Source organism: Leisingera sp. SA215, from assembly GCF_055902035.1.
Window position 1 is genome coordinate 25,449 of sequence record NZ_JBVVXU010000006.1, and the last position, 19,661, is coordinate 45,109.

The 19,661-nt window shown below is 61.0% G+C and carries 18 protein-coding genes and 3 pseudogenes; 9 read left to right on the plus strand and 12 right to left on the minus strand.

All coding sequences use genetic code 11. The annotated features are described in order from the left end of the window. Nucleotides 1–28: 28 nt before the first annotated feature. Together AC0KW6_RS08370 and AC0KW6_RS08375 are read left to right on the plus strand one after the other, a co-directional pair. A complete protein-coding gene (locus AC0KW6_RS08370; protein ID WP_474034672.1) occupies nt 29–1,204 on the plus strand; it encodes a CaiB/BaiF CoA transferase family protein in 1,176 nt (391 codons plus the stop codon). Continuing rightward, nucleotides 1,201–2,337 (plus strand): acyl-CoA dehydrogenase family protein, encoded by a 1,137-nt coding sequence (locus AC0KW6_RS08375; protein WP_323779101.1) that lies wholly within the window; start codon nt 1,201–1,203, stop codon nt 2,335–2,337. Before AC0KW6_RS08370 ends, AC0KW6_RS08375 begins: the two co-directional genes overlap by 4 nt. A gap of 286 nt (nt 2,338–2,623) precedes the next feature. Here the strand turns inward: AC0KW6_RS08375 and AC0KW6_RS08380 are convergent, their stop codons facing one another. Together AC0KW6_RS08380 and AC0KW6_RS08385 are read right to left on the minus strand one after the other, a co-directional pair. Further along, a complete protein-coding gene (locus AC0KW6_RS08380) occupies nt 2,624–3,373 on the minus strand; it encodes a sulfite exporter TauE/SafE family protein (RefSeq protein WP_323779103.1) in 750 nt (249 codons plus the stop codon). Nucleotides 3,374–3,410: 37 nt separating this feature from the next. Then, entirely contained in the window at nt 3,411–4,094 is a 684-nt protein-coding gene (locus tag AC0KW6_RS08385) for a FadR/GntR family transcriptional regulator (protein WP_323779105.1), read from the minus strand. 300 nt (nt 4,095–4,394) lie between these two features. Between AC0KW6_RS08385 and AC0KW6_RS08390 the strand changes: the two are divergent. Further along, a pseudogene (locus AC0KW6_RS08390) lies at nt 4,395–4,595 on the plus strand (transposase); the annotation flags it as partial. 306 nt (nt 4,596–4,901) lie between these two features. On the opposite strand, the gene betA reads toward AC0KW6_RS08390, so the two are convergent. The 7 genes from betA to speB form a co-directional block, all read right to left on the minus strand. Next, nucleotides 4,902–6,581, minus strand: a complete 1,680-nt coding sequence (gene betA, locus AC0KW6_RS08395; protein WP_474034673.1) for a choline dehydrogenase — start codon at nt 6,579–6,581, stop codon at nt 4,902–4,904. Between the two features lie 81 nt (nt 6,582–6,662). Then, on the minus strand, nt 6,663–8,123 hold the full coding sequence (locus tag AC0KW6_RS08400) for a purine-cytosine permease family protein (RefSeq protein ID WP_323779109.1): 1,461 nt from the start codon (nt 8,121–8,123) through the stop codon (nt 6,663–6,665). A gap of 7 nt (nt 8,124–8,130) precedes the next feature. Further along, complete coding sequence (locus AC0KW6_RS08405) at nt 8,131–8,295, minus strand: hypothetical protein (RefSeq protein ID WP_323779110.1); 165 nt, start codon at nt 8,293–8,295, stop codon at nt 8,131–8,133. Nucleotides 8,296–8,353: 58 nt separating this feature from the next. Then, nucleotides 8,354–9,250: a polysaccharide deacetylase family protein gene (locus tag AC0KW6_RS08410; protein ID WP_474034674.1), complete on the minus strand. Its 897-nt coding sequence runs from the start codon at nt 9,248–9,250 to the stop codon at nt 8,354–8,356. Further along, nucleotides 9,247–9,984 (minus strand): SDR family NAD(P)-dependent oxidoreductase, encoded by a 738-nt coding sequence (locus AC0KW6_RS08415; RefSeq protein ID WP_474034675.1) that lies wholly within the window; start codon nt 9,982–9,984, stop codon nt 9,247–9,249. Before AC0KW6_RS08415 ends, AC0KW6_RS08410 begins: the two co-directional genes overlap by 4 nt. After that, the gene (locus tag AC0KW6_RS08420; RefSeq protein ID WP_323779116.1) at nt 9,981–10,763 is read right to left on the minus strand and encodes an SDR family NAD(P)-dependent oxidoreductase; all 783 of its coding nucleotides are present in this window, start codon (nt 10,761–10,763) and stop codon (nt 9,981–9,983) included. Before AC0KW6_RS08420 ends, AC0KW6_RS08415 begins: the two co-directional genes overlap by 4 nt. Before the next feature lie 2 nt (nt 10,764–10,765). Next, nucleotides 10,766–11,737, minus strand: a complete 972-nt coding sequence (gene speB / locus AC0KW6_RS08425; RefSeq protein WP_474034676.1) for an agmatinase — start codon at nt 11,735–11,737, stop codon at nt 10,766–10,768. 98 nt (nt 11,738–11,835) lie between these two features. On the opposite strand from speB, the pseudogene AC0KW6_RS08430 reads away from it, so the two are divergent. Next, a pseudogene (locus AC0KW6_RS08430) lies at nt 11,836–12,057 on the plus strand (helix-turn-helix domain-containing protein); the annotation flags it as partial. A gap of 90 nt (nt 12,058–12,147) precedes the next feature. Beyond that, a complete protein-coding gene (locus AC0KW6_RS08435) occupies nt 12,148–12,762 on the plus strand; it encodes a substrate-binding domain-containing protein (protein WP_474034752.1) in 615 nt (204 codons plus the stop codon). A gap of 435 nt (nt 12,763–13,197) precedes the next feature. Here the strand turns inward: AC0KW6_RS08435 and AC0KW6_RS08440 are convergent, their stop codons facing one another. The 3 genes from AC0KW6_RS08440 to AC0KW6_RS08450 form a co-directional block, all read right to left on the minus strand. Beyond that, the gene (locus tag AC0KW6_RS08440) at nt 13,198–14,031 is read right to left on the minus strand and encodes a trypsin-like serine peptidase (RefSeq protein ID WP_474034677.1); all 834 of its coding nucleotides are present in this window, start codon (nt 14,029–14,031) and stop codon (nt 13,198–13,200) included. A gap of 41 nt (nt 14,032–14,072) precedes the next feature. Then, entirely contained in the window at nt 14,073–14,810 is a 738-nt protein-coding gene (locus AC0KW6_RS08445; RefSeq protein ID WP_474034678.1) for a hypothetical protein, read from the minus strand. 104 nt (nt 14,811–14,914) lie between these two features. Beyond that, the gene (locus AC0KW6_RS08450) at nt 14,915–15,703 is read right to left on the minus strand and encodes a hypothetical protein (RefSeq protein WP_323779124.1); all 789 of its coding nucleotides are present in this window, start codon (nt 15,701–15,703) and stop codon (nt 14,915–14,917) included. Nucleotides 15,704–16,130: 427 nt separating this feature from the next. Here AC0KW6_RS08450 and AC0KW6_RS08455 point away from each other — a divergent pair. The 4 genes and pseudogenes from AC0KW6_RS08455 to AC0KW6_RS08470 form a co-directional block, all read left to right on the plus strand. After that, a pseudogene (locus tag AC0KW6_RS08455) lies at nt 16,131–16,571 on the plus strand (integrase core domain-containing protein); the annotation flags it as partial. Nucleotides 16,572–16,781: 210 nt separating this feature from the next. Further along, a complete protein-coding gene (locus tag AC0KW6_RS08460) occupies nt 16,782–18,008 on the plus strand; it encodes a winged helix-turn-helix domain-containing protein (protein WP_474034679.1) in 1,227 nt (408 codons plus the stop codon). A gap of 651 nt (nt 18,009–18,659) precedes the next feature. After that, on the plus strand, nt 18,660–19,154 hold the full coding sequence (locus AC0KW6_RS08465) for a TetR family transcriptional regulator C-terminal domain-containing protein (RefSeq protein ID WP_474034680.1): 495 nt from the start codon (nt 18,660–18,662) through the stop codon (nt 19,152–19,154). 174 nt (nt 19,155–19,328) lie between these two features. Continuing rightward, nucleotides 19,329–19,451, plus strand: a complete 123-nt coding sequence (locus AC0KW6_RS08470) for an NAD(P)-binding domain-containing protein (protein WP_323777010.1) — start codon at nt 19,329–19,331, stop codon at nt 19,449–19,451. Nucleotides 19,452–19,661: the final 210 nt, after the last annotated feature.

Here is a 19,661-nt window from a genome sequence, read left to right on the forward strand (position 1 = left end):
CCTGCAGCAAGCAATTGATGGGGGATGCATGTCCGACAATGACAAGACCGCAGGCCGCAGACCGCTGGAGGGGATCCGGGTGCTGGATTTTTCCCGCGTTCTGGCCGGTCCCTACTGCACCGCGCTGATGGCCGACCTGGGCGCGGAAGTGATCAAGGTGGAGCCGCCTTCGGGTGATGACTACCGCCACATCGGCCCGTTCAGGGCGGGCGAAAGCCTGCTGTTCCAGTCGGTGAACCGCGGCAAGAAATCCATCGTTCTGGACCTGAAATCGGCACAAGGCGCCGCGGCGGCCCGGGCGCTGGCAGCCGAAAGCGATGTATTGATTGAAAACTTCCGCCCCGGCGTGATGGACCGTTTCGGGCTGGGCGCGGAAGACCTGTGCGCAGCCTGTCCGGAACTGGTTTATGTCTCGGTGTCCGGGTTCGGCCAGACTGGTCCGAACCGCATGCTGCCGGCCTATGACATCATCATCCAGGCGATGAGCGGGCTGATGGATGTGACCGGCGCCGAGGACGGCCCGCCGATGATGGCCGGGGATGCCTTTGCCGATGTGGCGGGCGGCATGTTCGCGGCCTTCGGGGCGATGGTGGCGCTGTTCGACCGCGCCCGCAGCGGCAGGGGGCGGCATGTCGACCTGGCGCTTTACGACTCGCTGGTGTCGATGATGCCGGTACTGGCCTGCCGGGCGCTGATGGCCGGAGAGACACCGAAGCGGACGGGCAGCAAGCACGCGCTGTCGGCACCGTTTGGCACCTATCCCGCCAAGAACGGCAGTTTCACCGTCGCGGTGTTGAACGACCGGCTGTTTGCGAAATTCGCAGCGGCCATCGGGGCGCCGGAACTGGCGGCTGATCCGCGTTTCGCCAGCGACAGCTTGCGGCGGCAGAATGAACCGGCGCTGGCCCAGCCTATCGAAAACTGGGCCGCCGACCGTGAGGTGCAGAGCGTGGTTGCGGTACTGTCGGAAGAGGGCATACCGGCAGCGGCGCTGTGTTCGGTGCCCGAGGCCTGGACATCGCCGCAGGCCCAGGCGCGGGACCTGGCAACGCCGGTCACCCATCCCTCGCTCGGCGCTCTCAGCGTGCCGGAACAGCCAGTGCATTTCAGCGGCGCGCCGCGCGGCGGGCGGCAGGCAGCCCCGGAACTGGGGGCGCATACGGATGAAATTCTGCAACAGCTGCAGGAAGGAGAGACCAAATGAACAGTGATCTGAACAGTGATGAGCAGGCCGTCATCGGCCAGATCGAACGGTTTTCGAACGAGGTTCTGGCACCTGCCGCGGCCGCGATCGACGCAAAGGGGCAGTTTGCCACCCTGCACCGTCCGGCAATGGCGGCGATGGGCATCATGGGCATGAACCTGCCCGAAGCCTATGGCGGCATTGGCCTGTCCGGGCCTGCACTCTATTGCGCGGTGGAGGCCATCGCCGGGGCCTGCGGCTCGACCGCGTCGATGCTGACGGCGCATTTCCTGGCCACGGATTCGCTGCTGCTGGGCGCGGATGAGGCGCTGAAACAGCACCTGCTGCCGGCAGCGGCGGCAGGGGAGGCGCTTGGCGCCTTTGCGCTGACCGAGCCGCAGGCTGGTTCCAATCCGGCTGACATGCGCAGCACCGCCACCCGCGAGGGCGAAGGCTACCGGTTGAAAGGCTCAAAATGCTTCATCTCGAATGCGGGCGCGGCGGATTTCATCGTGGTCTATGCCAAGACCGACAGCGCCGCGGGCGCCCGCGGGGTCAGCGCCTTTGCGGTCGAACCGGGCAAAACGGATGGGGTGGAGATTGGCAGGCATGAGGAAACCATGGGGCTGCGCGGCGGCCATGTGTTCCCGGTCAGCTTTGACTGCCATGTCCCTGCCGAAAACCGGATAGGTGCGAAAGGCACCGGATTCCGCACCGCAATGAAAGTGCTGGACAATGGCCGCATCGAGGTGGCCGCGCAGGCAACCGGTATCGCCCGTGCGGCGCTGGATGCGGCGGTGTCCTATGCCAAGGAACGCGAGGTCGGCGGCCAGCCGATCGGCAACTTCCAGGGGCTGCAATGGATGCTGGCCGACAGCGCCACCGAACTGGCGGCAGCACGGGCACTGGGACTGCAAGCCGCCCGCAAGCGGGGCACCGGCGAGCGGTATTCCTCGGACTCGGCCTTTGCCAAGCTTTATGCAAGTGAAGCCGCCTGGCGTATTGCCGACCGGGCGCTGCAGATCCACGGCGGTTACGGCTACACCCGCGATTTCCCGCTGGAACGCTACCTGCGCGATTTGCGGATCTTCCGGATCTACGAAGGGTCCTCGGAAATCCAGCGCACAATCATTGCCCGCGGCATGCTGAAGTAGCCGTTCAAACTGCACAAACCATGCAGGCTGCGCCGTTGCAAAGCGCAGCTTGCCCTGCCTATTTCATCAGCGGGGCTGAAAGCGGCAAGCGGCCCGTGAACCCGCCTGTGGATGGCAAAGCGCAATAGGCAACCAGCCATGGTGAAGGTAAGCGAGCACAACGCCGGTGACCTTCGGTACTGATACGGCATGAACCTCATCTTCTGTGACCGCGGCCGAAAAGGGACTTCAGGCAATGCCGGTTTCGTCAACGGTCCGTGGCACAAGTCTTCGTCGTGGTGTCATTCTAGGACCGGAACAAAAAACTCACAGCCAGAAAGATTCCGCACGCGGCGATGATCCGCTTCAAAAGCTTTTGAGGCAAGTATGTGATTACTCTACCGCCAATCGCACCGCCAGCAAGGCCGCTGATCAGCACTGTAATCGCTGCATCCCAGGCAACTAGACCAGTCAGGGATAACGGAACGACCGCAGCTGTATTCGCTCCCAGCGATATGAAATTCTTGCGGGCTGTCGCGACGTGAATGGAACCCTCGCCCGTCAGGAACACTGCAGCCACGATCAGGAACCCATATCCCGCGCCGAAGTATCCGGCATAGACGCCTGTGCACAGAAACATCACGCGCGCCACGGTTCTGTTCCTGCCTGCCAAACGCAGCCCCAGCTTTGACAACTGGTCTCCTAAGAGGATCGCGACGGCAGCTAGAAGAAGGAACCCCGGAACAATTGACAGAAAAGCGGCCTCACCCAAGGCATAGAGCAGCACTGCACCGGTAACTGCGCCAGCGGCGGCAATGATGGTGTCCAGAACATGCCCGTTCCGGTCAGCGGCAAGAGATCTGCGGAACACCCAAACACCGGGAAATTGGGCAGGCCACAGCCCTACCGTCGCGGTCGCATTAGCGACAAGAGGCGGCAGACCGGCTGCCAACAGCATCGGGAATACAAACAGCTTGGATCCACCGGCCACGACATTGACAAGCCCGCCAATCAGCCCGGCAAAAACTAGAAATGAAAGGTCGCCGGGGACTGTCATCTCGCGTGGCCTCTGGGTATTGAGCTGCCCCGCATTTTCAATCCTTGTCCAGCATGGCGGCCTCGATGGTCTTCAAATGGTCTGTCATCGCAGTTGCCGCAGCGCTTGGGTCCGCTGCCGCGATTGCGTCGACAACCCGGTCATGCTGATCACTGTGGATCGTCTGAAACTCGTCAGGGGCGATGCTGCGGTAGGTGCGGTCCCATTCCCGTTGCCATGTAACACGGCGGCGCGCGCCTGACACGTAAATCAGAAACCCGGTCAGCACCGGATTGCGCGACGTCTCGGCGACGGCGCAGTGGAACGCATTATCAGCCTGTTCGCACGCTGCGCTGTCCCGCGCGCCGCGGCCATCACCAACCTTTGCACGCAAATGAGCAACATCTGATTCATCCGCGCGCAAAGCCGCCACAGCGGCCACTTGCGGCTCAAGCAACAAGCGCGCCTGCATGAGGTCCGGTGGCGTAGCCCCCTCGACTAGCAGCGTATCGCGCAGAGGCATATGGACCGGACGATGGCCTCGATATGTCCCCTGTCCGACGTGACGCCAGATTTCGCCCTCTTGTTCGAGGGTCGCATAACAAGCTCGAAGGGTTTCCCGGCTACACCCCAGAATGCCCCGCAATTCACGCTCTGGCGGCAATCGATCCCCGGTCACGGGTGCGAGCTTGTCGATGGCCTGACGAAGATCAACCAAGACGGTTTTGACACGTCTCCCCATACACGCCTCCATTTCAGACCAGTTTGCGGTCCAATCTATTCGCTGCCGGAAATGAAGTCACTTTAAAGGAGGGCAACGTAGTGAGCAGGAATTCAATCCCCTTCGGCACCTGCGCGCCTGACGGCACATGAGAAATCTACTGTCTGCCTCCAACACTTCGGAATACGAAACAGCTCCGGTGACCAAGCTTGATTGGCCCGGGCACCGGGCAACAACCAAATACGTCTGACCTCTTAGGATCAGGACCCTTTGATTTCCGTCGGTCTGCGTGATTCACGGTTCGAAAATCGAGCGCTGAACATGTCTGATCCTTTCTGGTTGAGCAACGCGCAGATGGCGCGTTTGGAACCTTTCTTTCCCAAGCCCCATGGCAAGCCTCGCGTCGATGATCGGCGTATGCTGAGCGGGATTATCTTCATCAACCGCAACGGCTTACCTTGGCGCGACGCACCCCTGCCTATGGCCCGCTGAATGCTTTGTAACCGTTGGAAACGGTGCAGCGTGCTGCCCGGCTTCTTGCCCTCCGCATTTGCCATTGTTCCCGGACCAAACGCGGACAGCGGCTTATTGCTTGGCCGAACTGAAGGCGGGGTGGAGCTGGCGCGACCCGCAGCAGTGCCGCTACTTCCTCGGCGCTGAACACCACGGGGAGCTTGCGTGGCCGGCTGCGGAACCGCATGCGCCGTTACATCACGCTCCGGCCGCCGCTGCCGATCCTATGCGTTTTCGCCTCCAAACTGTATGCATTTGCGGTCGCCTATAATCGCTGGCGGTTGGCATTGGGACTGTGCAAGGCCAACCCTCCTGTCAGATCTTGCGCAATGGCTCCCTGCTGCGCTGGCTCTGGCCTACACCTGGGGCAGAGCCAACCGCAGCATTCGATGGCGGCAGAAGCGGGCGCTGCCGCACCATGTCCGCCGCGCGTTCCGCCAGCATGATCGTCGGCGCGTTCAGGTTGGCGTTGGGCTCGCTTGGGAAAACCGAACTGTCGATCACGCGCAGCCCGTCTATTCCGTGTACCTTAAGCTCGCTGTCCACCACAGCCATTCCATCCTCACCCATGCGGCAGGTGCCGCAGGGATGATAGGTGCTTTCCATCGTTTCCCGCACCCAGGCATCGATCTCATCATCCGTCTGGACGTCCTTGCCCGGCGCCATCTCCTCGCCGCGGTATCTGTCAAAGGCCGGCTGGGCAATGATTTCCCGCGTCAGCCGCAGGCACCTGCGGAACCCTTCCCGGTCCTCCTCGCGGTCGAGGTAATTGAACAGGATATCGGGCTGCTCGTAGGGGTCGGTGGACCGCAGCCGCACATGGCCCCGGCTTTTGGGTTTATTGGGCCCGGTCAGCACCATGAAACCATGCTCTTTCAGCGGTTCTTTGCCATCATAGCGCATCGCCGCAGGCAGGAAATGGAACTGAATGTCGGGCCATTCCAGGGAGGCATCCGAACGGATGAAACCGCCGCTTTCGAAATGGTTGGTGGCCGACAGGCCGCGCTTGAACAATATCCATTCCGCGCCGATCAGGAACTTGCTCCAGAGCCCCATCTTGCCATTCAGCGTAATCGGTTCCCTGCAGGCGTATTGGATGTAGACTTCGGAGTGATCCTGCAGGTTTTCCCCGACGCCGGGCAGATCGTGCTGCACATCGACCCCGGCCTTGCGCAGCACCTCTGCCGGGCCGATTCCCGACCGCTGCAGCAGATGCGGCGTGCCAATCGGGCCGGAGGATATCAGCACCTCGCGCGAGGCGTATTCAACGTGGCGCTGACCGCCGCGTTCATATTCTACGCCTACCGCGCGCTTGCCCTCCAGGATCACCTGCCGCGTCATGGCATGAGTCACGACGGTCAGGTTCGGCCGGGGCATCGCCGGTTTCAGATAGGCATTGGCAGTGGACCAGCGGCGGCCGTTCTTCACGGTCATGTGCATCGGGCCGAACCCTTCCTGCAGGTGGCCGTTCGGATCCTCAGTTGTGACATAACCCGCGTCGCGCCCTGCCGCGACGAAAGCGCGGTACAGGGGGTTTTCCATTTCATTTCCCGCATTTGTGGCAAGCGGGCCGGTGTCCCCGCGCCATTCGTCGCCACCGCCTTTCCAGCTTTCGGCGCGCTGGAAATAGGGCAGGCAGTTGGCGTAACCCCAGCCCTTGGCGCCAAGTTCTTCCCATTCATCGAAGTCGCGCGCATGGCCGCGCATGTAAACCATACCGTTAATCGAAGATGACCCGCCCAGCACCTTGCCGCGCGGACAATGCACCTGGCGCCCGTCCAGACCCGGTTCGGGCAGTGTGTAATAGCGCCAGTTGTGCTTGGTGCCATTCATCGGGATGGACAGCGCGGTTGGCATCTGAATGAAGATGGACTTGTCCGATCCGCCGAATTCCAGCACCAGAACGCGCGTTTTGGGATCTTCGCTCAACCGGTTCGCCAGCACGCATCCAGCCGAGCCTGCGCCAATGATGATATAGTCGTAGGACTGAGCCATGGGACACCTTCCGTTCTTGTAAGTAGATTGCAGCCTTGCGGCGGCCGGCAGGCAAACGAAGCTTCACCTGCCGGATATTGGTCAGTTCTTGGGGTACTCTCCCCAGCCCGGCCGGTTGGCCAGCAAGCGGGTCAGCACGTAGTGGACCAGCCCGGCCATCGCGCAGGACGGCAGCGATGCCGTGAGGTAGCGGAAGGCCTCGACGTTATCGAGCGTTTGCGGGTTGAAGAGCCACACATAGGTGACAAAACCCACCAGCAGCGCAAAGAGCCCAATCGGGTTGAACCCGCCCAGGAACTGGTAGGCGCCATTTTTCTGTTTGCCATGCAGCGCCCGCAGGTCAAGCCGCTGGCGGCGCAGAAAGAAGTAGTCGGCGATGCCGATCCCTGCGAGCGCCGAATTGAGCGCCGACGTCCAGACCAGGAAAATGAAGAACCCGTCATAGATCTGCGGAAAGACCACGGCCAGCAGCAGCGGCACAATGCAGAATCCGAACAGCAGCGTGCCCCAACCGATCCGGCGCACGCCGGCAGTGCCGACCTGCCGCAGCCCGACATTTGCAGCATAGAGGATATTGGCCATTGAGGTGATGTTGGCAAAGGCGATGAAGCCGAGGGCCGCCACACCGACGCCAACGCCGGCAATCGTTGTCATCCAGATCGTCGGATCGCTGTCGCCCAGAGAAACCGCTGCCAGCAGGCCCACGATCTCGCCCAGAACGGCGGCGCCGAAAATGCCGACAAGGTTGGGCCAGAAGGCCGTCCGCTCATTGCGTGTCAGCCGCGCCAGGTTGCCGATGTAGGGCCACCAGGAGAAGCCGGCCGCCATATTGACCTCAATCGCAATGATGAAGTTCAGGTTGCTGTCTTCGAACGGCGGGTCGAGCGCCTCCATGGCCATCAGTTCGGCAAAGGAGTGCTGGCGGAAGATCAGCCACAGCATACCCACCATCAGGAGCACCAGCGCAGGCGAAACGATCATGTTGAAGACTTTGATCGAGGTCGGCCCGCGGGCGACGATGTACCAGGTCAGCAGGATCGCGCCGACTGCGGCGATGGCCGTCTTGATGCCGATAGGCGAAGCCGTGCCGCCGCTGGCCAGTGCGGTCAGCCCGTCAATCGAACGGCCGAACATCATTGCCAGCACCGCCAGCCAGCCCATGGTCAGCACGATGACGGCCAGCAGATAGACAAGGCGGCTGCCGTTGTAGCCGAACTGGCTGCGCAGGGCGGTGAACTGTTCGACACCGTAGCGACCGGTCATGACTGTGGTGGCCAGTGCCGTCAGAACCACACCGAATATATTGCCGATCACGATCGCCGCGATCCCTTCCTTGGGACCGACAAACAAACCAACCGCACCGCCGATCAGGAAGGCCCAGGTGGCAATTGCCAGCGCCGAATTGGCAAAGGTGAATTCCTTGAACCCCCACAGCCGTTCCGAAGGCAGCAGCGGCGCATCGCCCCGTTCGGCTGCCGCAGCATAGCCGTTGGATTCACCGGCAGCGGGATCCGCGCCAAAATTTTCTGATGTTGTTTCCATTGTCATCTCAGGTCCCCCACATCCAGAAAACGGCGGCCAGCGCCAATGTCAGTGCGGCTATCCCGAGATAGTCGATCGCGGTCATGCGGCCTTTGCCGCCTTCCCCGATTTGGTCATAGACTGCGGCGCGCCGGTCAATCTCGGCGAGCCATTCTTCAGTATGTTCGTTCATTTCTACCTCCCTTGGTGGCAGGCCAATTCGGCCTGCGGTTACGCTCCCTACGTATCCATTAGGTTTTCCGGGCCTGGACGGGTTCCGTGTAATGCGGCAGCCTGTCTATGCGCGGCCTCCAGGCTCCGCTTTGCACCACTTCCTGGACATGGGCCGCGATTTCCTCCATCGGTGCGAACCACACACCACCGCGGTCCAAAGCCTCTTCAATAAACCGGTGCATGATTTCCCACCGCGCCAGGCGTCCGGTGGCAAAGGGGTGCACAACGGGAACCCAAAGCCCGCCGTGGCGCCATGCCGCGTCATATTCCTGCGAGAAGATCTTGAAACCTTCTTGCGGCGCGCGGATCGGCATCATGTAGTCGAGATCCATCGACTGAACGTATTGCGGCCAGTCGTCCAATCCCCAATGCGAAGGCAGTTCCACCAGCTGCCCCGCCGCGGATTCAAGCATATAGGGCTGGTCGTCACCCATCAGCGAGGCGTCATAGACAAAGCCCCGCTCTGCCAGAAGATCCGCCGACCGGTGCGAGAAATTGTAAAGCGGCGCACGCCAGCCGCGCGGGCGTTTGCCGGTTGCCTTGACGATGACGTCGATGCCCCGGTCAAGCCAATGGGCCTCCTCCTCTGCGGACAGTTCACGCGGATGCTCGTGCAGGTAACCGTGATGGGCGATCTCATGCCCGCCCTCCAGGATCGCTTCGACCGCCCGGGGGTATTGTTCGATGCACCAGGCCGGGATGAAGAAGGTCTGGCGGATGCCGAGCTGCCGGTAGCTTTCAACAATGCGCGGAATGGCAATTTCCGGCCCGTAGCGGAGCATGGAAATCGCTGCAGTTCGGCTGTGGCCGTCGTTTGGGTGCGCCAGATGGATCAGGCTGTCAGCGTCCATGTCGAAAGTGATGCAGGCCGCGCATTTCGCACCGCCCGGCCAGGGGATAGGGTTGCTGATCATGGCATGATGCTCCCGCCGTTGGGGCCAATCCCTTGGCCGGTGAAATACTGGCCGCCGGGGCCGGCGAGGAAGGCCGCCACCGAGGCAATCTCCGCGGGGGTGCCAAAGCGGCCGAGCGGAATGGCAAGTTCCTTTGCCCGCCATTCAGCACTCATATGCGCTGCGCCCAGCATTTCGGTATCGATCGGCCCGGGGCAGATGGCGTTGACCAGAATGCCGGGGGCAAATTCCTTGGCCCAACTGCGCACGAGCCCCAGCACACCGTGTTTGGAGGCGACATAAGGTGAAAAAGTCTCGCGCCCGTAATAGGCCATGTCGGACGCGATCAGGATAACGCGGGGCGGATCGGCCGCATCGGGGGTCATCAGGCCGATTGCAGCCTGGCCAACCAAAAAGCTGCCGCGAAGATTTACGGCAATCACCCGGTCGAAGTCCGCCACGGGCGTGTCCAGAAGGGGAGCCTCGTGAATGATTCCGGCGCAGTGGACCAGCACATCAAGCCCGCCCCAAGCAAATTGAACGGTGTCAGCCAGCGCAGCCACCGCCGCGGCATCGGAGACATCGCAGGCATGCGCATGGACCTCGGCCGCGCCATGCGAACCGGCCGCTTCAGCAGTGGCGCCCGGGGCGCTGAGATCGGCAAGCGCCAAACGCGCGCCCTGCCCTGCAAAGGCCAGGGCCGCAGCCGCGCCGATACCGCGCTGAGCGCCGGTGATAAGGACACGCGCCGTCATGCCATCACCTCGCCGCGGTCAACCATGACCGCCTGACCGGTGATATCCCGCGCCCCATCAGAGGCGAGATACAGGTAGGCCGCAGAAATATTGTCAGGTTCCAGCAACCCCGGCAGGATCTGCGCGGCAGTGATCTCGGACAACAGATCCTCTTCGCTGCGGCCGGTGCGCTGCGACATCTCTGTCAGCGACAGCATCGCTGCCTCGGTCCGGACCCATCCCGGGCAAACCGCATTTACCCGGATCCCGCGCGGCCCGAGTTCCTTTGCCATCACACGGGTGAAACCCAAGTTGGCGTGCTTCGAGCCGACGTAGGCTGCAAATTCCGGCACCGCGGTGCGGCTCCAGATCGAAGCGGTGACGATAATACTGCCGCCATCGCGCATTTTCGGCACGGCGTGGCGGGTGACGTAAAAGGTGCCGTTCACGTTGATGTCTGTGATGCGGCGGAAAGTTTCCTCGACCGCGGCGTCGGGGTCGAGCAGAGGGGTGATGCGCTCCAGCCCGGCATTGTTGACCAGCACGTCAATCCGGTCGAGCGGCGCCAGGGCCGCTTTTACCGAGGCGCTGTCGGTGATGTCAGCTTCGAGCGCCCGGCAAGGCCGCCCGCTTTCTGTGGCAATGGCATCAGCGGCGGCATGGATGCCGGCGCCTGAAGACAAGATCGTCACCTCGGCACCGGCCATGGCAAAGGCTCTGGCGGCGGCAAAGCCGATACCGCGGCTTGCGCCAGTGACCAGAACCTGCTCGCCGGTGAAATCATAGCAGAGCTTGCCCATTTTCAGACCTCCCGCGCATGCATGATGCGGCCGATCAGGTTCATCAGCACTTGGGCCGCCAGGATTGCCGTGCCGCCGGTATGGTCGTAATCCGGCGCAACCTCGACAAGGTCGACCCCGGCAATCGTGCCGCGTTCGGCAAGGCCGGCGAGAATTTCCAGCACCTCGTAATAGATAAAGCCGCCATGCGAGGGCGTGCCCGTGCCTGGAGCGATCGACGGGTCGAACCCGTCGATGTCGATTGTCACGTAATAGCGTTCGCCCTTGGGGATCCGGGCCAGCACGGCCTCTGCACCCAGCGAACGGATCTGGCGGACCGAGAGAATATCCGAGCCCATGGCACGCGCGGCCTCATAACCATCGCGCGCCGTCGAGGAAACATTGCGGATACCAAGTTGCGACAGGCCGCTGACATAGTGCTTCTCGGCGGCGCGGCGCATCGGGTTGCCGTGGCCGCAGCGCACGCCGTGGCGTTCATCGACGAAGTCGAGATGCGCATCAATCTGAACGACGTGGATCGGGCCGTTCCGGGCACAGTCCTCCTCGAAGGCATTGATGCAGGGGATGTTGACGGAATGATCGCCGCCCAGGACCACTGGCAGCGCGCCTGCTTGGAGGATCTTGCGGACGCCAAATTCGATATTGGCGTGGCTTCTTTCAGTATCGGTATGGATAATATCAGCGTCGCCGATGTCGACTATCCGGACCTTATCCGCCGGCAGGTAAGTGACATCGTCCTCATGGTCATAGGCGCCGCCATGGCCGAACGAAAACAATGTCGAAGCTTCGCGGATTGACCGTGGCCCGAACCGCGCGCCGGCGCGCCACTGCGTACCAAAGTCGAACGGCGCACCGAGGATCGCGACATCGGCGTCAATGCGGTCCCAGTCTGCTGTGTACGGGTATTTTCCAAAGGTACTGATGCCAACGAATGGCAAGTTTAGGCGGCCCCGGTCATAGGCATTATCGGACATGCTATTCTCCCCTCCAAATTGGACGGGATCAGCAAAGCACCGATATATTCCCATTCAAATCCGTATGTTTCTAAGCTCAGTTATGGTAATCTCTATGTATGGAAAAAATTGCGCCTCAAACATCCCAGCCTCACAGCCTTGCCGATGTTGATTTGCGCCTGCTGAGGGTCTTTGCTGAGATTGTGAATGCCAACGGGTTTTCGGCCGCACAGGTAAACCTCGGCATGACGCAGGCAACGATATCAGCGCACATGCGGCATCTTGAGGAGCGGCTTGGCATGCGGCTGTGCGAACGCGGCCGCGGCGGGTTTTACCTGACCGAGGAAGGCCGCCAAATCTATTCGGCGATGCTTGACCTTTTCGGCTCCATCGACCGGTTTCAAAATGCAGTCAGCGAAGCGCAGGGGGAATTGTCCGGGGATCTGAGCTTCGGGACGGTTGATGCCATGCACACCAACCGAAGCCTGAGACTGGACCGAGCCATCGAGGAATTTGCAAAACTTGCTCCCCAGGTGCGGCTGTCGATCGACATTGCAGCGCCGCAAGTCCTGTCGCAAGGCATATTGAACGGCCGGTATCAGGCCGTTTTGATGCCGTCACAGCGTCAGTTGGGGCAGATGCAGGCTGTCGATGTCTTTGAAGAACGCCAAAACCTGTATTGCAGCTGCCGGCACCCCTTGTTTTCAGTGGAGGAAGATACTCTGACGGATGCGGTTCTCGCCCGGCAGGATTTCGCCGGACGCACGTATATGCCGCAAGGACCGATCTGCGGCATCGGCTTCAATTGGCACGCCGTAGCCGCGCATATGGAAAGCACGCTGCTTCTCATCCTGTCCGGGGCCTTTATCGGATTTCTGCCTGATCATTACGCGGGTCCGGAAGTGCAACGCGGCCGTTTGCGCACCCTTGCCAAGGACCGGGTCACGTTCAATGACACGTTTCAAATCGTATACCCGCGCAAACGCCCTTCACGCGCGGCAAGCCTGCTGGCGAAGGCAATTCTTTCCTGCCAGGCCGATTCATGAACAGCAATTCCGAACTGCACCTGAAGGGCCTCTTGCGGAGCTTCCAGACAACGTCGTCCGGCGCCGCACGGGGCGCCGGGAGGTTTGCTTCGGGGACGGCATTGGACCGCAAACTATTTCCGGCAGGGAGTTATCCGGAACGAGCGCCGCTGCGGGTGGCTGTAGGGTTACAGCAGGGCACGGGCGCAGGAACTCGTTGATCACCTGTCGGCGATAGGCCTGTTTGTGGCCGCCGTTGTCGCGCGGGATCCGGAACTGTCAATTTCATCAATGAACAGCACGCAGGGTTTGCGGGACTTCGGGATCACATAATAGCGATGGCGCCGGGGCTGATCCGGCAGGTCTCAAACAGGCAGCGCCAGCCGCTATTGTCAAAAAGGTTCTACTCCCGATGTGTAAACGGGGCTTGTTAGGCGCCCGGAAAACGGTTCCTTGTCACGCATTCATCCATTTCAGAATTTGGCCAATTCTCTGGCTGTTCAGGCGCACGGCAAAATTTGTGGCCAGATCGGCGTCGCCCGCAACGTGAACCCCCGACACCGTCAGCCCGACAGGCAAGTTGAAGTCGAACATCACGCCGGCGCCGCTTTCGCCCTTATAGGTATCGATCCGGTAAAAAATGAATTCTTCATCCGGCGCGGAAATCGGGCCGGCGGCGGTCCACATATAGTCGTTCGGCTTGTCGCCCGGATAGCCCGTAATCCGTGCCGCGGCTCCGGACAGCTCCGTATCGCTTGCCGCGTAGAGCCCCATAATCGGCAGATTGAGCCGCGCTTTCAGCCGCACGATGGCATAGTCCTCGGTGTATTGCGTGATATCATCGACCTGGCCGTCCGGTGTCTGGTTCGGATTTGCCGGAGAAAGCGTGTAGTATTCCTCGGTGATGAAGACCTTTTCGGCTTCGGCGATTCCGTAAGGCATGTCATCGTTGCTGCGCGCTGGTACAAACCAGACGTTCCGCGCGAATCCGCCGATGTCATTGCCGAACACATTGTGCGCAGCAGTCAGAACGTGTTTTCCGTCAACCAGGGTTGCCGTCCCGGTATAGAATTCCCCGTTCGGGAATTGCATGATGAGCTGGCCGATCGTGTTCCAGGGGTAGCTGGTGGTCACCTCCACCCGGGTCCGCTCATCGGGGGGAAATACGATCTCGACCCCCTGTCGGGGAAAGCCTGGTTTCTTCAGAACGCCGGAAGTTTTCCGGGTGTTGCCGGATTGGCCCAAGACGTGGCCGCCGGCCGGATAGTCAGGTTTGAATGGCTTGTTCATCTTCTTTCTCCTGTCGGGTTCAAATTGCAGGTGAGGGCGCGTCAGCCTGCGAGGCTGACCGGCTTGACATCCGTGGTGAGACGGCTGCCCAGCTTTTCGAGGATCTGCTGGCGCACCTTGCTGTAGACATCGAGGTTGAGCGAAAGCACCGCGAATTCCGAAACCAGTTCGGCATCCGGCACCCAATCGAGGATGCCCGGCGCACCTGCACTCAGCGTGAAAGAGGTCAGCAGCAGGCTCAACCGCGGATCGCCGCCGCCCTCCTGTTCCGCCAGGCCGGTCAGGTAAAGCCCCCGTCCGCCGCCGTAGGTGCCGGCATTCCACAGTTCCGCGGCGCTGCTTGTTCCAGGCAGCGCCGTGGCGGATTGGATCGTTCGCCGGACCAGCGGTGCCTGCATGCCATAAAGGCGCTCGAAGGAAACCAGTGTCGTTTCTGGCCAGTCCACCGGCATCGGCTGCCTGTCAGGCGGGCAGGTCTTGTCGCCCCGCACGGACCAGCCCACGACCGACAGAACCTCCAGCACCTTACCGGTCCAGCTGCGCGGCGCGGTGAATTTATCGCATGCCGCGGTGGCCGCGAGTTGCGCAAACAGCAAGCTGGCAGACACATCCGATTTGTGCTGCAGGCCAAGCGCGCTGTCGAGCGCCAGCAGGGTGCTGGCATTGACCTCGGCGCTGTCGCTGGCGCCATAGGCGGGTTTCAGCGGCATAGCGCTTGCCGAGGCAGCGACCGCCATGCCCGGCAGATCAATGCCATGAATTTCCATCTTCCGGTTCATATTGAACCTCCCATGTTTGACGGCTGGTGCTTCGGCCGGCAGGCAAATGCGGGTTGGTAAGCAAAAAGACTGCCCAGCCTTGGGAGCCGGGCAGCGGTTCTGCTTCAGCCGATCGGAATGTCGGCAACCAACTGGCTGGCGCGATCGCCCAGCTTGTCGATCACGGCCTGGCGCACCTGGGCGTATACATCCTCGTTCAACACGAACCGGTTTGCAGCGCGCTGGATCTTGATCGAGGTGCTGGACCAGGTCCACCACAGGAACCGGCCATGGCTGGTGGATGCGTTGAACTGCATGCCGGTCAGAACCATGACGACATCGTCATTCGGCAACTTGTCGACGGGCATGATCTGGAAGTTGCCGTTGTTGCCGTTGCTGCCGTTGGAATCCCAGATCGTCATCTGCTTGGATTCATCGCCAAGGTCATTCAGACCCTGCATCGTTGCCGCCACCATCGCAACTTCGGCACCCGTGGCGATGGCGGAAAGGATGCTCAGAACCGCCTCGTCCAGTTTCACGGTTGAACCGCCCGAGGTGTAGGTGTCAAAGGCGAATGCGGGCTGGTTCCAACCGATCTGACCCAGAACGTTTGCGTAGTTCTTGTACCAGTCCATCGGCTGGCTATAGCGGTCATAAGCGTAGTCCGACGCGAGCTGAGCGAACAGTGTGGAATTCTTGACGTCGCTCTTGCTCTGGCCCGACAGCCGTTCGGTGAAGGATGTCAGGCTCCCCGCATTGACCTGCGCGCTGGCAATGCCATCCGCCGCGGAGCTGCGGATCAGCGCCGGAGACGACCGGTCCTGTGCGGCCTGGATATTGAGCAGCACATTGGCAAGATCCTGGTCCGACGGCAACGGGGTGTTGAGGACGGTCTTTGTGAGATCATTGAGCATGGTTTCTCCTTTGCACGCCGCCAAGCGGCGCTGCTGTCGCATGCGCGTTCGCCGGTCCTGACGCGCATTGGGTTGAGCTTAGATCCGGAGGCGGATCCGGCGGAGTTGATCGTGGCGGCAGCGGCGGGAGAAGTCCTGAATTCGATCCGAAATAAATCTGAAATTTCCTGAACAAGCGGCCGCGAAAGGCCAAATCCGGCGCGCTGGCTGCCGCCTGAACAAGTTTCCTCCGTGTCCCCGCACGCACTGCAGCATGCCGGACGCTGCGCGGGGATTCGGAGGTTGGCCGGGTGTTTAGTCGCGGGGGGTGGTGGTCTGCCGGTTTGCGACCATCAGAAGGACGCTTTATGGGACAATTTCTTCACAGCAGCGCCGGGAACCCGGGATCAACGTCAAGACGGTGGCGAAGTGGCGGAAACGGGAGCTGAAGTTTAAGGTCTATCCCATTTGATATTTCCGTATCGGTATTGCGGAAGTTCGCTCTGGGGAAGGAAAGATCTACCTGTTCGTCGCCATCGACCGGACATCGAAATTTGCCTGCGTCGAGCTGTATAGGAAGGCCGGAAAAATGGCTGCGGCCCAGTTCTTATGCAATCTCATCGCGGCTCTGCCCTACCCGATCCACACCGTTCTCACGGATAGTGGCATCGGGCACCGGCGGACGAAGATCAATCATCCATGGACAAATGGTCAGGTCGAGCGGATGAACCGAACGATCAAGGAGGCGACAGTCAAGCGGTATCACTACAAGCCCCATGCCGAGTTGGGAAACAACATTGATGCGTTCATTGCGGCCTATAGCTACGCCTGCCGCCTGAAGACGCTGAAAGGCCTCAGGCCGTTCGAAAACAACTGCAAAAAAGGATGAAAGAGCCAGGCCGAGTCATCGTGGGTCTGATCGACCACAGCCTTGACTAAACATCAAAATTTAGATTTGCCGGCATTTTTTTAAGCGAAACAATCACAGGTTGTGTAAGCCGGAAGGTGTTTCCAATACACCGCAGGCAGGAGTCGCATGTCACCTGATCGCGCCCAAGAGCTGCCAGTCAAATTAGGCGAGTGCTGGTTTTTTCAGAAGATGGCCCGTCTGATTGGCAGGCACGGAGAGGAAATCTGTCTGCGCCCGCAATCCGCACAAGTGCTTGACCTGCTGGCCGCCAGCATCGGCCGGACCGTAAGCAAGACCGAGCTTTTTGCTGAGGTCTGGCCAGAGATCAGTGTCACAGAGGACAGCCTGTGCCAGTGCATTGCGGACATCCGCCGTGCGCTGGGTGACAAACAGCGGACCATTCTGCGCACTGTGCCGAAACGCGGCTATGTTCTCACGGCGTCCGGCGGTTTCGATTCGAAGCAGTTGAATGATCCGGCCCCGGCAGGCCAAAACACGGTACTTGCACTCGAGGCTGCAGGCGGCGTGCTGACACCGGATATTCTTGGCTCGCTGGGCCCCGGAATTGTCTGCGGGCTGGCGTTTCATCAGCGGGCCAGCCGGCGCCAGCTGCTGGTAGCTGAACTTTCCGGAACCGGGGCCGCTATCAGCTTGGCGCTGAAATTGTCGGAAAAAATGCGCCGCCAGGGCGGACATTCGGAGAGCCGCATCGCGCTCGACATCGCCAATGCGGCGCCCCCCGGCGGCCAGGAAGTGCCCAGTCTGCTGGCAGAGCCCCGGGCCAGTCGGCTCGTCAGCCTGGCGGCTCCCGGAGAGGTTCTGGCAACGGCTGGCATCAGGGAGGCCGCTCAGGACGGTACCAGCTGGAACTTCGAGGACTTGGGTAAGCGGTGCATTAGGGGGGAAATGGTGCATGTATTCCAGGTTACGCCGGTCACATCAGTAGCTGGGGGCCTCCGCAGCGCGGCGGAGGGCTGCCGGCCGTCGGTCGCGGTGATCCCGTTCCGGGTGCTGCCGACGGACCAAGAAGACATTCTGGGGGAGATGCTGGCTGACGATATCATCTCGACCCTGTCACAATCGCAGGAGCTCAACGTGGTTTCCCGACTGGCCGCCACCGCGCATCACAAGCGGGATCCGACCCCTGCGGACCTCCGGGATCGTCTTGCCGCCGATGCCGTCCTCTCCGGGCGCTACACGCAATCTGGCGGGCGGCTAGTGCTGAGGGTGGAGCTCGCGGACACGCGGTCGCAAATGGTGCTGTGGGCGGACCGGATCGAGGCCGAGTGCGGCGCAGTTCTTAAAGATATGACAATCGCTTGCCGAATTGCGTCGGGCCTGCGCACGGCGCTGGGTCTGATCGAGCCCCGGCAGGTGCAGATCTATCCGGCCGCCTCGCTTGGCAACTGCATGTAAGGGCATCTACGGTTGCCGCCCGCGATACCGGAGCAAGAATCGCTCAGGCTAGGGAGCGGGTTGCGTATTCCTGAGGAGCCGCCCGCCCAACCCCGTAGCATGCGCCCATCTGTTCCGGGTGAATTGCTCGGTCCTGACACGTTGCCATGCTGCCCGGCACCGGCAGCAATCCTGACGGCGCCTTGCGCCGGTTCTGCTGCATCCAACGGGGCAACGTCGGGAAGCTGCCCCCGCAATCAACGACCATCTGCTAGCGGGGCAGCCCTTTGCTCAGCAGCTGTACCCACTGCTTCGGCGTGGAATTTTCCGGCCGGCCGTGCTGCTATCTGTGTCCTCCTTTGCGGCACGGCACGCGGTCACAGAAGCGGCACCCCTCCGTGGCAAGTCCGCTCCGATCTAGTCCTGGCATCTGTTCGTTTGATGTTTCCACCTGCCATCCGGCCGGTAATCTGAACACGGGTTCTGATGCCGCTTTTTCCACTGCTCTCAATCAACTACACAACGATATGGCATTAGCATTTGTTCTGCCATTGTTCTGAAACACTCGGCTCAGAATGGTTAAGTGCTATGAGGCCAAGAGAATTTTATGAAGGTGCGGCTGTTGACGCGGTTCTGTGTCTTTTTTGGCGAAAAAGCAATGCTGCAACTTTCATGAATGATCGGATGGAAGCAACCGGCCTGTGTGGCAGTACCATATACAGCCCCTTTGGCGGCAAAAAGCTCTTTGCGCTGGCCCTTAAAGAGTACCGGCGAGTGACCACCGAAAATATTGCGATGATCTCCCGGCCCGGTGACGTGAGAACCAGCCTCCGGAGACTGCGTCTATCGATCGTTGCCGACGAATTGAGTCTCCGCGAGGGCTTTGGTTGTTTCGCTGCAAACAGCAGCTTGGAGGTTTCCGGCCGGGATCCGGAGCTCAGCGCGTTGGTGGCGCAACCTTTCGAGCGACTGGAGGCCGGGCTGCTGCGGCCTCTGAAGCGAGGGCAGAAAGCCGGAAAAATTCCGGCCGATCAGGACTGCCGAATGCTGGCACGGTATATTGTTGCTGTAATTCAAGGAATTAGGGTTGTCAGTAAAGGCCTCCTAGAGACCTCCTGCCAACCTTACTTGGAAAGCATCGTCGAAGCGGCAATCAAATCGCTGTAACGGCGGCATGAAGTTCTCCTTTTGGTTGTTGACGGTTGTGGAAGGATTATTCCGTAACGGCATCACACCCCGGCCACCAACGCGGTCTGTACGCTGCGACGGTCGGCTGGACCCGGCAAACGGCGGTTAAACATGCCAATTGAAGCAAAATCTGCAACGCACTGCCCGCCGCGCGTGGCGGTTCTGGGAGCCGGGCTGACGAGGGCGCCGATGAGCCGCAACATCGCGGCGGCTGGATGCCGTGTTACGGTCTGGAACCGCACGCCTGGCAAAGGCTCTGCCCTTGGCAATACATAATATTGCCCCTGCAGCGGATTCCGCCGAGGCGGTCCGTGGCGCCGATATCATTGTAACCATGCAGAAAGACGCCTGCGCCATTGCAGAGGTCCCGTCCACGCTGCCGGATGCGAAAAGCGTACCGGAGTCCCCTTATACTGGCTGCAGATGAGCACGGTCGGCCCTGCGGACCTGCCCGGGCTGCAGTCTTTGGCAGACCGCAAGGGGCTT